Source organism: Streptomyces toxytricini (assembly GCF_014649915.1).
In the GTDB taxonomy this organism is placed as follows: Bacteria; Actinomycetota; Actinomycetes; order Streptomycetales; family Streptomycetaceae; genus Streptomyces; species Streptomyces toxytricini.
Map to the genome: position 1 here is coordinate 58,650 of NZ_BMTY01000006.1, position 13,373 is coordinate 72,022.

Here is a 13,373-nt window from a genome sequence, read left to right on the forward strand (position 1 = left end):
TCGTATTTCCCTAGCGTTGGCCCCATGAAGCACTCACCGCGTCTCTGGGCGGTCATCAGCTGCTCCCTGCTGGTCGCGTCCCTCGGTGCCGGCGCCACCGCATGCGGGTCGCACGAGAACCCGCTGTCAGCCCGCCCGCACGACGCGGGCGAGCAGATCGCCTTCAACCAGGCCCAGGGCGGCCGCCCGGTCGACCACAACCGCCCCCTGGAGGTCACCGCCAAGGGGGCGGGCGGCAGCCGCATCACCGACGTCACCGCCGTGGACGTGCACGGCCGCCGGCTCGCGGGCGAACTCACCGCCAAGGGCGACCGCTGGCACAGCACCGGCCCCCTCGCCGCCGGCGTGCGCTACACCGTCACCGTCCGCACCGAGGACGAGCGGGGCGCCCCGGGGCAGCGCACGCTGACATTCGACACCACCCCGGCCAAGAAGCTCCTCAGCGTCGAATTCGGGCCGGAAAAGGGCAAGTACGGCGTCGGGCAGCCCCTCACCGCCGACCTCGGCGAGCCCGTCAAGGACAAGGCCGCGCGCGCCGTCGTCGAACGGGGCCTGGTCGTGGACGCCCCGCCCGGGGTCGAGGGCGCCTGGCACTGGGTCGACGACAAGCGGCTGCATTTCAGGCCCAAGGAGTACTGGCCCGCCAACAGCACCGTCTCCGTACGGAGCAACCTGGAGGGCGTCAGGATCGACGGGGAGCTCCACGGAGCCGCCAGCACCCCCCTCACGCTGGAGATCGGGGACCGCGTCGAGGTCATCACCGACGCCGCCTCGCACTACCTCACGTTCAAGCGCAACGGAGAAGTGATCAACACCATTCCGGTGACCACGGGCAAGCCGGGCTTCTCCACCCGCAACGGCGTCAAGGTCGTGCTCGGCAAGCAGTACTACGTCCGCATGCGCGGGGACACCGTCGGCATCGGCGGCAGCGAGAACTACGACCTGCCCGTCTACTACGCCACCCGCGTCACCTGGAGCGGTGAATACGTGCACGCCGCCCCGTGGTCCGTCGGGTCCCACGGCTACGCGAACGTCAGCCACGGCTGCACCGGCATGAGCACCGGCAACGCCGCCTGGTTCTACGAGAACATCACCGAGGGGGACATCGTCCAGGTCGTCAACAGCATCGGCGAGGACATGGACACCTTCGGGAACGGCTTCGGCGACTGGAACATGGACTGGAAGGACTGGCGCGAGGGCAGCGCCCTCCTCGCGGGCACCCGCGACGGCCGCACCGCGGCCGACCAGGCCCGCCTGCGCCCGCAGGTCTGACCCGGCCGCCCGCCCGGCCCACGACCCGCGACCGGGTGCGCGGGGCCCCGCCGGGGGCCCCGCGCACCGCCGGGACGCGCTGCTACGCGTCCAGCGACAGCCGGGCGCGCAGCAGGCGCGCCAGTGCGTCCGCGAACTCCACCGGATCGACCGGAAGGGTCACCGCCGCATCCGCGCGGCTCCAGGTGGCCAGCCAGGCGTCCTGCGGACGGCCCATCAGCAGCAGCACGGGCGGGCAGCGGAACACCTCGTCCTTGATCTGCCGGCACACCCCCATTCCGCCCGCGGGGACGGCCTCGCCGTCCAGCACGCAGGCGTCGATCCCGCCCGCGTCCAGCTCGCCCAGGACCGCGGGCAGCGTCGCGCACTCCACGAACTCCACCGGCGGCAGGTCCGCGGCCGGCCTGCGCCCGGAGGCCAGGAGCACCTGCTGCCGGGTGTTCGCATCGTCGCTGTAGACCAGAACCCGTGCAGTCGACCGCATTTCGTTCCTCCACGGTTGCCGTGAATCACGTTGATGTTGCGCGGGATGCTACTCCTCGCAGCCCCCCGCCCACACCGCTTCCGGCACGCCCGCCGACCGCCGCCCGATGGGCCGTTCGGGCCTTGCACACGGCCCTGACACTCCGAACGGCACCCCCCGGGGTGAGGGCGGGATAAGCGACCGACATAATGTCGGTCGTGGCGACAGCAACGACAGTAGATACCGGGCACGCGCACCCGACGGTCAACAGGCCGAACCTCGTCAGCGTCGGAACCATCATCTGGTTGAGTTCCGAGCTGATGTTCTTCGCGGCCCTCTTCGCGATGTACTTCACCCTGCGATCGGTGACGGGCGCCGAGTACTGGTCAGAACAGGCTTCGGCCCTGAATCTGCCCTTCTCGGCGACGAACACCACGATCCTGGTGCTCTCCTCCCTCACCTGCCAGCTCGGCGTCTTCGCCGCCGAGCGCGGTGACGTGAAGAAGCTCCGGACGTGGTTCATCGTCACGTTCGTGATGGGTGCGATCTTCATTGGCGGCCAGGTGTTCGAGTACACCGAGCTGGTCAAGCACGAGGGCATGAGCCTCTCGTCCGGTCCGTACGGCTCGGTGTTCTACCTGACCACCGGCTTCCACGGTCTGCACGTGACGGGCGGTCTCATCGCCTTCCTGCTGGTCCTCGGCCGGACGTACGCGGCCAAGAGGTTCACCCACGAACAGGCCACCTCGGCCATCGTCGTGTCCTACTACTGGCACTTCGTCGATGTCGTCTGGATCGGCCTCTTCGCCACGATCTACCTGATCAAGTAGCGAACACGTGGCCGGGCCCGCCCGGCAACCATCCAGAAACACCGACGCAGAAGATCCTGACACCGGGGTAATCCGTGAAAAAGCTCTCCGCACGACGACGCCATCCGCTGGCGGCGGTCGTCGTTCTACTCCTCGCGCTGGCGGCCACTGGGGGGCTGTACGCCGCCTTCGCCCCTGCGGGCAAGGCGCAGGCCGAAGAAACCGCCCAGTCCCTCGCCATCGAGGAGGGCAAGAAGCTCTACGCCGTGGGTTGCGCCAGCTGCCACGGAACCGGTGGCGAGGGAACCACTGACGGCCCCAGCCTGGTCGGCGTCGGCTCCGCGGCCGTCGACTTCCAGGTGAGCACCGGCCGCATGCCCGCCCAGCAGCCCGGCGCCCAGGTGCCGAAGAAGCCGGTCGTCTACTCCCAGGCGCAGATCGACCAGCTGGCCGCGTACATCGCGTCCCTCGGCGCCGGCCCGATCACGCCGACCAAGAAGCAGTACGACCCGGCGGGTGCCGACATCGCCAACGGTGGCGAGCTGTTCCGCAACAACTGCGCGCAGTGCCACAACTTCACCGGCGAGGGCGGCGCGCTGACGAACGGCAAGTACGCCCCGAACCTCGAGGACGTCACGCCGAAGCACATCTACGAGGCCATGCTCACCGGCCCGCAGAACATGCCCTCCTTCCCGGACAGCGTCATGCCGGAGAAGGAGAAGAAGGACATCATCGCGTACCTCCAGAACGTGAACGGCGAGAAGTCGGTCAACCCCGGCGGCCTGAAGCTCGGCGGCCTCGGCCCCGTCTCGGAAGGCCTGTTCGGCTGGATCTTCGGTCTGGGTGCGCTGATCGCTGTCGCCGTCTGGGTCGCGGCCCACACCGCTAAGGCCAAGAAGTCATGAGTAGCCAAGAGATTCCCGAAGACAAGCACCTGCCGAGCGAGCAGGGCGACGCCCACCACGGTGGTGTGGCGGTCGCGGACGACCCGTTCGCCGACCCCGGCCTGCCGGTCCACAAGCCGCGCATCCAGGACATCGACGACCGCGCCGCGAAGCGCTCCGAGCGCACCGTGGCGATGCTGTTCACGGTGTCGATGCTGGCCACCATCGCCTTCATCGCCGCGTACGTGATCATCCCGGTCGACAAGATCGTCTACATCTTCCCGCTCGGGAAGGTGAGCGCGCTCAACTTCGCGCTGGGCATGACCCTGGGCACCGCCCTCTTCTGCATCGGCGCCGGCGCGGTCCACTGGGCCCGCACGCTGATGTCCGACGTCGAGGTCGCCGACGACCGCCACCCGATCGCGGCCCCGGCCGACGTCAAGGCGAAGGTCATGTCGGACTTCGCCGCCGGTGCCGAGGAGTCGGCCATCGGCCGCCGCCCGCTGATCCGCAACACCCTGCTGGGCGCGCTGGCCATGGTGCCGCTGTCCGGCCTGGTCCTGCTGCGCGACCTGGGCCCGCTGCCCGAGGAGAAGCTCCGCAAGACCGTCTGGGCCAAGGGCAAGCTGCTCATCAACCAGAACACGGGTGAGCCGCTGCGTCCCGAGGACGTCCAGGTCGGCTCGCTGACCTTCGTCCAGCCCGAGGGGCTGGAAGAGGGCACCCACGAGTTCCAGACGGAGATCGCCAAGGCCGCCGTGATGATCGTCCGCATCCAGCCGGACGACATCAAGGACAAGCGCGAGCTCGAGTGGTCCCACGACGGCATCGTGGCCTACTCGAAGATCTGCACCCACGTCGGCTGCCCGATCAGCCTGTACGAGCAGCAGACGCACCACGTGCTCTGCCCGTGCCACCAGTCCACCTTCGACCTCTCCGACGGCGCGCGTGTCATCTTCGGCCCCGCCGGCCACGCGCTTCCGCAGCTGCGGATCGGCGTGAACGGCGAAGGCTTCCTCGAAGCGCTCGGCGACTTCGAGGAGCCCGTCGGTCCTGCATTCTGGGAGCGCGGATGAGTACCGCCACTGACAAGCGGAAGGCGCCCGCCGGCGAGCGCGTGGCCGACTGGGCGGACGGCCGCCTGGGCATCTACAGCCTCGCCAAGGCGAACATGCGCAAGATCTTCCCGGACCACTGGTCCTTCATGCTGGGTGAGATCTGCCTCTACAGCTTCATCATCATCATCCTCACGGGTGTGTACCTGACGCTGTTCTTCCACCCGAGCATGAACGAGGTGGAGTACCACGGCTCGTACGTCCCGATGCAGGGCGTCATGATGTCCGAGGCCTTCGCCTCGACCCTGGACATCAGCTTCGACGTCCGCGGCGGTCTGCTCATCCGGCAGATCCACCACTGGGCCGCGCTGATCTTCGTCGCCGCGATGATCGTGCACATGATGCGCGTCTTCTTCACGGGCGCGTTCCGCAAGCCGCGCGAGGTCAACTGGGTCTTCGGCTTCCTGCTGCTGGTCCTCGGCATGTTCACCGGCTTCACCGGCTACTCCCTGCCGGACGACCTGCTCTCGGGCACCGGCGTCCGCTTCATGGAGGGCGCGATCCTGTCCGTGCCGGTCGTCGGCACGTACATCTCGTTCTTCCTCTTCGGCGGCGAGTTCCCCGGCAGCGACTTCGTGGCGCGGTTCTACTCGATCCACATCCTGCTGCTGCCCGGCATCATGATGGGCCTGCTCGTGGCCCACCTGATCCTGGTCTTCTACCACAAGCACACCCAGTTCCCCGGCCCCGGCCGGACGAACAACAACGTCGTCGGCATGCCGCTGCTGCCGGTCTACATGGCCAAGGCCGGAGGCTTCTTCTTCCTGGTCTTCGGTGTCATCGCGGCCATCGCGGCGATCGCCACGATCAACCCGATCTGGAACCTCGGCCCGTACCGCCCGGACCACGTGTCCACCGGTGCGCAGCCCGACTGGTACATGGGCATGCCGGAAGGCCTGATCCGCGCCATGCCGGGCTGGGAGATCAACCTGTGGGGCCACACGCTCGTCCTGGGCGTGTTCATCCCGCTGATCCTCTTCCCGCTGGTCCTCGGCGCGATCGCGGTGTGGCCGTTCATCGAGTCCTGGGTCACCGGTGACAAGCGCGAGCACCACCTGCTCGACCGCCCGCGCAACGCCCCGACCCGCACGGCGTTCGGCGTCGCGTGGATCGCGGAGTACATCGTCCTGCTCATCGGCGGTGGAAACGACATGTTCGCGCAGTACTTCCACCTGTCGATCAACGCGATCACCTGGTTCGTCCGGATCGGCTTCTTCGCCGTCCCGGTCCTGGCCTTCATCATCACCAAGCGGATCTGCCTCGGCCTGCAGCGCCGGGACAACGACAAGGTGCTGCACGGTCGCGAGACCGGCGTCATCAAGCGCCTGCCGCACGGTGAGTTCGTCGAGGTCCACGAGCCGCTGTCGCAGGACAAGCTGCACACGCTCACCTCGCACCACCAGTACACGCCCGCCGAGATCGGCCCGACGGTCGACGAGAACGGCGTGGAGCGCAAGGTCGGTGCCATGGAGAAGCTGCGCGTCAAGCTCAGCAAGGGCATGTACGGCGAGGGCAACCAGATTCCGAAGCCCACGGTGGAGGAGTACAAGGAGATCCAGAGCGGCCACGGCCACCACTGATCCCGAGCGGGGCTGATCGCCGATCGCCCCCGCGTCGCCACGGCGAGAGCCCCGTCCAGGGTCTGGACGGGGCTCTTTGCCGTCCGCGCGGCTGGATAGGCTGATCCCCTTCCCATTCGACCGTGGACCACCAGGAGCGGACCATGAACGTTGTGACCCCGGCAGGCGGCGACAGCGTGGCGGCCCGCGGCTGGCCGGCCGTCCTCGACGCCCTCCTCTCCGGCCGCGACCTGCACTCCGACGACACGGCGTGGGCCATGGACCGGATCATGCGGGGCGAGGCCAGCGACGCCCAGATCGCCGGCTTCATGGTGGCCCTGCGGGCCAAGGGGGAGACCGTCGAGGAGATCAACGGCCTCGTGCGGACCATGTACGCGCACGCCAACCTGATCGAGGTGCCGGGCCGGACGGTGGACATCGTCGGGACCGGCGGCGACGGCGCGAAGACCGTCAACATCTCGACGATGTCGTCGGTGGTGGTCGCCGGCACCGGCGCGAAGGTCGTCAAGCACGGCAACCGGGCCGCGTCCTCCGCGAGCGGTGCCTCGGACGTCCTGGAGAAGCTCGGCGTCAACCTGGACCTGACCCCCGCCCGGGTGGTCGAGGTCGCCGAGGAGGCCGGGATCACCTTCTGCTTCGCGGTGAAGTTCCACCCGGCGCTGCGGCACGTCGCCGCCGCCCGCCGTGAGCTCGGGATCCGAACCACCTTCAACTTCCTCGGCCCGCTCACCAACCCGGCGCGGGTGCGGGCCCAGGCGACCGGCGTGGCCGACGCCCGCGTGGCGCCCATCGTGGCGGGCGTCCTCGCCGAGCGGGGCTCCTCGGCGCTGGTCTTCCGCGGCGACGACGGCCTGGACGAGCTGACGACGACGGCGACCTCCCGCGTGTGGTGGGTCCGCGACGGCCGGGTGCAGGAGCAGGCCTTCGACCCTCGCGACGTCGGCATCGGCCTGGTGGACGTGGCGGAGCTGCGGGGCGCGGACGCCTCGTACAACGCCGACGTCGCCCGGCGGCTGCTGGCCGGCGAGACCGGCCCCGTGCGCGACGCCGTGCTGCTCAACTCCGCGGCCGCGCTGGTCGCCCTGGAGCCGGGCCCGGGCACCCTGGAGGAGCAGATCCGGGCCGGCATCGAGCGGGCCGCCGAGTCCATCGACTCCGGGGCCGCGCGGGCCGCGCTGGAGCGGTGGGTGGCCGCCACCAACGCCTGAGGGTTCCGGCCCCTCCGGGCGCGTTTTCGGCCGGGCCCCGGTCCGCATGGCGGACCGGGGCCTTGTGCGCGCCCGATCTTGTGGCAGGATTGCTGACCAGGTCACGAGTGACAGCGTCTTGGCCCCGGCCTGCTGTCCGGCAACCCTCCTTCCGTGGCGGGGTGCCCCGGGTGATGACCAGGCCGTGGGCAGCGAGGTCCGCGGCAAGCGCGGATCCCTCGACACCAGGGGTCCTGGTCTCTCGAGGAGCGTTTTCCGTGAGCAAGCGAATGCGATAGGGCGTACCGCCCCTTCTTCACCCCTCGGACCGGCTCCCCTCCGCGTACCCGTGCGTACGCGCCGCGGCCGACCCCCGAGGCCTTCCCCGTACCCCGGACGGCGCAGCGCCGTACCCGCGTACGGGTGGTTCGACGAAGCCATTCAGCCCTGCAGCCGGGAGATACCGCCATGTCCGCAACCCTGCACACCGCCACCGCCACCGCCACCGCCGCCTGCGGCGCCCCCCGTGACGAGCCGCTGCCCGTGCTCGGCCGCGACGTCACCGTCCCGCTCGTCACCGGCGGCGAGACCGGGTACGCCGCCCTCGACTACGCCGCCAGCGCCCCCGCCCTCCAGCGCGTCTGGGACGACGTCGCCGCGTACGCCCCCTACTACGGCAGCGTGCACCGCGGCGCCGGCTACCTCTCCCAGCTGTCGACCGACCTCTTCGAGCAGAGCCGGGCGGCCGTCGCCGCGTTCCTCGACTGCCGCCCCACCGACCAGGTCGTGTTCACCCGCTCCACCACCGACTCCCTGAACCTCCTCGCCGCCGCCCTCCCCGCCGGCTGCCGCGTCTTCGTCTTCGAGACCGAGCACCACGCCTCGCTGCTGCCCTGGGGCGACGAGCAGGTCACCTACCTGAACGCGCCCCGCACCCCCGCCGAGGCCGTCGCCACCCTGGAGCGGGCCCTCGCCGACCGCGACCGGCACGGCCCGGCCCTCGTCTGCGTCACCGGCGCCTCCAACGTCACCGGCGAGCTGTGGCCCGTCCGGGAGCTCGCGGCCGCCGCGCACGCCCACGGCGCCCGGATCGTCCTCGACGCCGCCCAGCTCGCCCCGCACCACCCGGTCTCCGTACGCGACCTCGACGTCGACTGGGTCGCCTTCTCCGGGCACAAGCTGTACGCGCCGTTCGGCTCCGGCGTCCTGGCCGGCCGGGCCGACTGGCTCCGGGAGGCCCGCCCCTACCTGGCCGGCGGCGGCGCCTCACGCACCGTGGCCCGCCGCGAGGACGGCGGCGTCGACGTCGAATGGCACACCACCGCCGCCCGGCACGAGGCCGGCTCGCCCAACGTCATCGGCGCCTACGCGATCGCGTCCGCCTGCCGCGCCCTGACCGAGGCCGGCTTCGACGCCCTCGTCGCCCGCGAGCGCCGGCTCGTCGCACGGATCCGCGAGGGCCTCGCAGCCGTCCCCGAGGTGCGGGTGCTGTCCCTCTTCGGGGACGACGCCCCGCGCGTCGGCGTCATCTCGTTCGTCGTGGAGGGCTGGAACAGCTCCCACTTCGCCGCCGCGCTGTCCGCCGAGTACGGCATCGGCGTCCGCGACGGCCTCTTCTGCGCCCACCCCCTGGTGCGCACCCTCCTGGGCAGCGCCCCCCAGGAGCCCGGCGCATGCGACGCCCCCGAGGCGCGGCAGCCGGGCGAGCGGTCCCTGAACGCGATCCGCGTCAGCTTCGGCGCGGGCACCCCCGACGAACACGTCGAGCGCTTCCTGCGGGCCGTGCGGGAACTCGTCACCGACGGGGCGAAGTGGCAGTACCGCACGGAGGCCGGCCGCTGCGTCCCGGCGGTCTGACACCGGCTGCGCGCGGCGGGACCGGCGGCATGGGTCTCAGGCGTCCAGGCCGATGGCGAAGGCGGCTTCCAGGTCGTGCTGGGAGTAGGTGCGGAACGCCACGTGCGTGTCCGTCGCCTCGACGCCGGGGATCTTGCTGATGCGGCCCGGGATGATGTCCGCGAGGTCGTCGTGGCGGCCCACGCGGACCAGGGCGATCAGGTCGTACGTCCCGGTGACCGAGTAGACCTCGCTGACGTTCTCCAGCGCGGCGATCGACTCGGCGATCTCGGGGATGCGGTCCACGCTGGTCTTGATGAGCACGATCGCGGTGATCACGGCTGGCTGTCTCCCTCGGTGGCCGTCGCTGATCGCCTCACTCTAGCCGCCCTGCCGTAGCGCACCCACGCGAGGAGGAAGCCCAGCGAGAAGCCCACCAGGTGCGCCAGGTACGCCACCCCGGGCCCGCTGCCCGCCCGGTGTGCGGCCACCCACTGCAGGGCGAACCAGAACAGCAGCACCAGCCACGCGGGCAGCCTCAGCGGCAGGAAGTACAGGAACGGGAACAGGCTGGTCACCCGGGCCCGCGGGAAGAGGAACAGGAACGCCCCCAGGACCGCGGAGATGGCCCCCGAGGCGCCGACCAGCGTCTGCTCCGAGGAGGCGTTGGCGGCCGCGTACCCGGCGAGGGCCAGGTAGCCGGTGCACACGTAGAAGCACAGGAACGCCGGCCGGCCCATCCGCTCCTCAGCCATCGCGCCGAAGACGCGCAGGAACAGCATGTTGCCGAGCAGGTGCAGCCAGCTGCCGTGCAGGAACAGCGCGGTCAGCGGCGTCAGCAGCGCCCGCGGCGAGCCCTCCGCGAGCTCGGCCGGGACGACGCCCCACCGCCGGAAGTAGGCGGTTCCCGCCTCCAGCAGCCGCTCCCCGGTGCCGTACGACGGATTGAGCCCCGAAGCCGGGCCGAGCAGGAACACCGCGCAGCACCCCGCGATCAGGGCGTGCGTGGCCACCGGGCCCCCGGCCGCCGCCCGCACGGCCCGCCACTTTGCGATCATGCGGTCGAGCATGGCCCGACCGGCCCTCCCCGCCGCACCGGCAGGCCGTAGGGTTACGTGCTGATGGCCGCCGATTCGCGCGGACGGCGGCTTTAATCGAAAGAGCTATGAAGGAGAGTGCGGCCTGATGACGGTTCCCCTGCCGACCGCGACCACCCGGTGGCGCTGCACGCTGTGCGGCAACCTGACGCGCTTCGACGTCACCCGTTCGTCGAAGGTCGTCGAGTACGTCCACCTGGACCTTGCCGGGGAGCCCAAGGTCGAGGAGCGCGAGGTGGTCAGTGAGACCATCGAGTCGGTCCGCTGCCGCTGGTGCAACGCGGTGGACCAGATCGAACTCGTGGACAGGCCGGGCGCGGACTCCTGAGGGAGCCGCGCCCCGCCGGGATGGACGGTAGGGGTGACGGATTGTGGAGCCAGCAAGCGGCGCTGAGCCGGCCGATGTGGCCGGCGCCGCCGCCGAGGTGCTCGACCGCCCGCTGCCGGAGGGCGTGCGGCGCCGGGTCGTCGCGCTCGTCTCGGACGCCTTCGGGGCGCTGACGGTCGGGGACCTCCCGGCGCAGCTGCGCCAGTACGCCCGGTTCACCCCGACCCGGCGGGCCAAGTTCGCGGGCAACGCCATGGCCGCGGCCGTCGAGAGCGACCCCGTCTTCCGGGGGCGCGTCGCGGAGAAGGTCCGCGAGGCGCAGGCGGAGCTGGCCGCGGCGCTGGACTCCGGCGCCCCGCCGGCCGCCGCCGACCCGCTCGACGTGGCCGCGGCGGCGTACGTCCTGCGGCCCGCCGGCTGGGTGAAGCTGGTCGCCGCCGCGGGGGAGGAGGCCCAGCGCGCCGACGCCGAGCGGGCGGACGAGGAGACCCGGCGCGAACTCGACCGGCTGCGCACGGAGCTGGCCCACCTGCGGGAGGCCCAGCGTGCCGGCGGCGAGCAGGTGCGCGGCGAGCTGGAGGCGGCGCGGAAGGAAGCCGAATCGCTTCAGCGCAAACTGCGCAGCGCCCTCAGCGACGTCAAGCGCGGGGAGGCGGCCCTGCGGAAGGCGACCGCGGAGATCGACGCGGTGCGCGCCGAGGCCGCCGCCCAGGTGGCCGCCGCCGAGAGCGAGTCCCGCCGGCTCAAGTCGCGGCTGGCCGAGGTGGAGGCGGCGCTGGAGACCTCGCGCCGCGCGACCCGCGAGGGGCGCAGCATCGAGGACATGCGCCTGCGGCTGCTGCTGGACACGGTGTTGGACGCCGCCCAGGGGCTGCGCCGGGAACTGGCGCTGCCGCCGGTCTCGACGCGGCCGGCCGACCTGGCGGACGCGGTGGAGCCGGGCCGGATGTCGCCGAAGGACATCGCGGCGCGGGCGCTGTCGGAGACCGATCCGGCGCTGCTCGACCAGCTGCTGGCGCTGCCGCAGGCGCATCTGGTGGTGGACGGCTACAACGTCACGAAGACCGGCTACCCGACGATGCCGCTCGAGAAGCAGCGGCTGCGGCTGCTGGGCGGGCTGTCGATGCTGGCCGCGCAGACGGGCGCCGAGATGACCTGCGTGTTCGACGGGGCCGAGCTGGCCGCGCCGGTGCTGCTCGCGCCGCCGCGCGGGGTGCGGGTGCTGTTCTCCAAGCCCGGGGTGACCGCGGACGAGCTGATCCGCCAGCTGGTGCGGGCGGAGCCGCCCGGCCGGCCGGTGGTCGTGGTCTCCACCGACCGCGAGGTCGCCGACGGGGTGGCGAAGGCGGGGGCACGGCCCGTGGCGTCCGCTTTGCTGCTGAAGCGCCTTTCGCGCGTTTCGTAACTCCTCGCAGGAATGCCCGATTTGGTAGTGCCGTTGCGGGACGGACCGTCAAGTCCCCGGCACACAGCGTGGCCTGCGGTGAAGAACCTGGTCGCAGGAGCGGAATTTTTCCTTCAGGGGTTTGAAGTGATCACAGCGGGCTCACTAGGGTCTGCTCAAACCTTCGTGCGGTAGATCACTCATTCGGGGTGTCGGCGGAGGTTCCGCCGTGGTGCGCCGACCCACCCGGCCCCGGCGGGCCCCAAGAAGAAGGAGCTCGGCTTCGTGGCGTCCCACCGTCGTCCCAAGCAGCCGAACCGCGCGCGCGTCACCGTGCTGACCGCCACGGCCGCCGCAGCCGTCGCCCTCTCCGCGCACAGCGCCTCCGCCGCCCCCGCCCAGCCGGACAAGGACGAGGTCAAGGCCAAGGTCGACGCCCTCTACGAGGAAGCGGAACAGGCCACCGAGAAGTTCAACGGGGCCAAGGAGCGCCAGGAGAAGCTCGAAAAGGAGATCGGGCGGATCCAGGACCAGGTCGCCCGCGGCCAGGAGGAGCTCAACCAGCTCCGCGCGGGCCTCGGTTCGATGGCCAGCGCCCAGTACCGGGGCGGCGGCCTGGACCAGTCCGTCGCCCTGTTCCTGTCCGGCGACCCCGACACCTACCTCGACAAGGCCTCCGCCCTCCAGCAGGTGACGGGCCGCCAACTCGACGCCGTGCAGAAGATCCAGGCCAAGCAGCGCAGCCTCGCCCAGCAGCGCCAGGAAGCCGCCGGCAAGCTCGCCGACCTCGACGCCACCCGCAAGGAGCTCGGCGCCAAGAAGAAGGCCTCCCAGGACAAGCTCGCCGAAGCCCAGGCCCTCCTGAACACCCTCACCGCACAGCAGCGCGCCCAGCTCAAGGACGAGGAGGCCCGCGCGAGCCGCGCCGACAGCGACCGCGCCGACCTCGGAAACGCCAAGCCGTCCGGCCGCGCCGGAGCCGCCCTCGCCGCCGCCAAGACCAAACTCGGCAGCGCCTACGTCTCCGGAGCCACCGGCCCCAGCGCCTTCGACTGCTCCGGGCTGACGCAGTGGGCGTACAAGCAGGCCGGCGTCGGCATCACCCGCACCACCTGGACCCAGGCCAACGACGGCACCCGCATCGGCCGCAGCGCCCTGCAACCCGGCGACCTGGTGTTCTTCTACTCCGACCTGCACCACGTCGGCCTCTACGCCGGCAACGGCATGGTGCTGCACGCCTCCAACCCCCGCGGCGGCGTCAAGTACGAGTCCATCAACAACATGCCCTTCCAATTCGGCGTCCGCATCTGACGGCCGCACCCCCGCACCGCCCATCCGGGCGAATTCCGCGCCGCCGCCCCGGACCCCGCGCCCCGCCCATGACCTGCGTCAGAAGCGGGGCGCAGCCCTGCCCGGCC

Annotated in this window: 13 protein-coding genes and 1 riboswitch; of the genes, 10 read left to right on the top strand and 3 right to left on the bottom strand. The window is 71.2% G+C overall.

Annotation, left to right across the window (positions count from 1 at the left end; translation table 11 throughout):
- Positions 1-24: 24 nt before the first annotated feature.
- Positions 25-1,272: a L,D-transpeptidase gene (locus tag IE170_RS09230; protein ID WP_189808831.1), complete on the top strand. Its 1,248-nt coding sequence runs from the start codon at positions 25-27 to the stop codon at positions 1,270-1,272.
- An 82-nt stretch (positions 1,273-1,354) separates the two neighbouring features.
- Here IE170_RS09230 and IE170_RS09235 read toward each other — a convergent pair whose 3' ends face one another.
- Positions 1,355-1,756: a hypothetical protein gene (locus IE170_RS09235; RefSeq protein ID WP_114057254.1), complete on the bottom strand. Its 402-nt coding sequence runs from the start codon at positions 1,754-1,756 to the stop codon at positions 1,355-1,357.
- Between the two features lie 188 nt (positions 1,757-1,944).
- On the opposite strand from IE170_RS09235, the gene ctaE reads away from it, so the two are divergent.
- The 6 genes from ctaE to IE170_RS09265 all read left to right on the top strand — a co-directional run bounded on the left by ctaE (position 1,945) and on the right by IE170_RS09265 (position 9,167).
- Positions 1,945-2,565 carry an aa3-type cytochrome oxidase subunit III gene (gene ctaE, locus IE170_RS09240; RefSeq protein ID WP_125543147.1) on the top strand — a complete coding sequence of 207 codons (621 nt, stop codon included), beginning with the start codon at positions 1,945-1,947 and terminating at the stop codon, positions 2,563-2,565.
- A gap of 74 nt (positions 2,566-2,639) precedes the next feature.
- The gene (gene qcrC / locus IE170_RS09245; protein WP_189808832.1) at positions 2,640-3,449 is read left to right on the top strand and encodes a cytochrome bc1 complex diheme cytochrome c subunit; all 810 of its coding nucleotides are present in this window, start codon (positions 2,640-2,642) and stop codon (positions 3,447-3,449) included.
- Positions 3,446-4,504, top strand: coding sequence for a cytochrome bc1 complex Rieske iron-sulfur subunit (gene qcrA / locus IE170_RS09250; protein ID WP_189808833.1), 1,059 nt, complete (start codon positions 3,446-3,448; stop codon positions 4,502-4,504). Before qcrC ends, qcrA begins: the two co-directional genes overlap by 4 nt.
- Complete coding sequence (gene qcrB, locus IE170_RS09255; RefSeq protein WP_189808834.1) at positions 4,501-6,123, top strand: cytochrome bc1 complex cytochrome b subunit; 1,623 nt, start codon at positions 4,501-4,503, stop codon at positions 6,121-6,123. Before qcrA ends, qcrB begins: the two co-directional genes overlap by 4 nt.
- A gap of 143 nt (positions 6,124-6,266) precedes the next feature.
- On the top strand, positions 6,267-7,331 hold the full coding sequence (gene trpD / locus IE170_RS09260; protein ID WP_189808835.1) for an anthranilate phosphoribosyltransferase: 1,065 nt from the start codon (positions 6,267-6,269) through the stop codon (positions 7,329-7,331).
- A gap of 99 nt (positions 7,332-7,430) precedes the next feature.
- Positions 7,431-7,547, top strand: a riboswitch (SAM riboswitch).
- A 231-nt stretch (positions 7,548-7,778) separates the two neighbouring features.
- Entirely contained in the window at positions 7,779-9,167 is a 1,389-nt protein-coding gene (locus tag IE170_RS09265; protein WP_189808836.1) for an aminotransferase class V-fold PLP-dependent enzyme, read from the top strand.
- Positions 9,168-9,203: 36 nt separating this feature from the next.
- On the opposite strand, the gene IE170_RS09270 is transcribed toward IE170_RS09265, so the two are convergent.
- Together IE170_RS09270 and IE170_RS09275 are read right to left on the bottom strand one after the other, a co-directional pair.
- The gene (locus tag IE170_RS09270) at positions 9,204-9,485 is read right to left on the bottom strand and encodes an Lrp/AsnC family transcriptional regulator (protein WP_189808837.1); all 282 of its coding nucleotides are present in this window, start codon (positions 9,483-9,485) and stop codon (positions 9,204-9,206) included.
- Positions 9,482-10,204, bottom strand: a complete 723-nt coding sequence (locus IE170_RS09275; protein WP_189808838.1) for a rhomboid family intramembrane serine protease — start codon at positions 10,202-10,204, stop codon at positions 9,482-9,484. The genes IE170_RS09270 and IE170_RS09275 overlap by 4 nt, the downstream gene beginning before the upstream one ends.
- A gap of 127 nt (positions 10,205-10,331) precedes the next feature.
- Between IE170_RS09275 and IE170_RS09280 the strand changes: the two genes are divergently transcribed.
- From IE170_RS09280 to IE170_RS09290, 3 genes are all read left to right on the top strand, one after another.
- Positions 10,332-10,571 (top strand): hypothetical protein, encoded by a 240-nt coding sequence (locus IE170_RS09280; RefSeq protein ID WP_114057246.1) that lies wholly within the window; start codon positions 10,332-10,334, stop codon positions 10,569-10,571.
- 40 nt (positions 10,572-10,611) lie between these two features.
- Complete coding sequence (locus tag IE170_RS09285; protein WP_189809015.1) at positions 10,612-11,976, top strand: NYN domain-containing protein; 1,365 nt, start codon at positions 10,612-10,614, stop codon at positions 11,974-11,976.
- Between the two features lie 264 nt (positions 11,977-12,240).
- Positions 12,241-13,266, top strand: a complete 1,026-nt coding sequence (locus IE170_RS09290; protein ID WP_189808839.1) for a C40 family peptidase — start codon at positions 12,241-12,243, stop codon at positions 13,264-13,266.
- Positions 13,267-13,373: the final 107 nt, after the last annotated feature.

Excerpts from the sequence above, each read along its gene's own strand:
- IE170_RS09230 (WP_189808831.1), top strand. The coding sequence starts at position 25 with ATGAAGCACTCACCGCGTCTCTGGGCGGTCATCAGCTGCTCCCTGCTG.
- IE170_RS09235 (WP_114057254.1), bottom strand. The coding sequence starts at position 1,756 with ATGCGGTCGACTGCACGGGTTCTGGTCTACAGCGACGATGCGAACACC.
- ctaE (WP_125543147.1), top strand. The coding sequence starts at position 1,945 with ATGTCGGTCGTGGCGACAGCAACGACAGTAGATACCGGGCACGCGCAC.
- qcrA (WP_189808833.1), top strand. The coding sequence starts at position 3,446 with ATGAGTAGCCAAGAGATTCCCGAAGACAAGCACCTGCCGAGCGAGCAG.
- qcrB (WP_189808834.1), top strand. The coding sequence starts at position 4,501 with ATGAGTACCGCCACTGACAAGCGGAAGGCGCCCGCCGGCGAGCGCGTG.
- trpD (WP_189808835.1), top strand. The coding sequence starts at position 6,267 with ATGAACGTTGTGACCCCGGCAGGCGGCGACAGCGTGGCGGCCCGCGGC.
- IE170_RS09265 (WP_189808836.1), top strand. The coding sequence starts at position 7,779 with ATGTCCGCAACCCTGCACACCGCCACCGCCACCGCCACCGCCGCCTGC.
- IE170_RS09275 (WP_189808838.1), bottom strand. The coding sequence starts at position 10,204 with ATGATCGCAAAGTGGCGGGCCGTGCGGGCGGCGGCCGGGGGCCCGGTG.
- IE170_RS09280 (WP_114057246.1), top strand. The coding sequence starts at position 10,332 with ATGACGGTTCCCCTGCCGACCGCGACCACCCGGTGGCGCTGCACGCTG.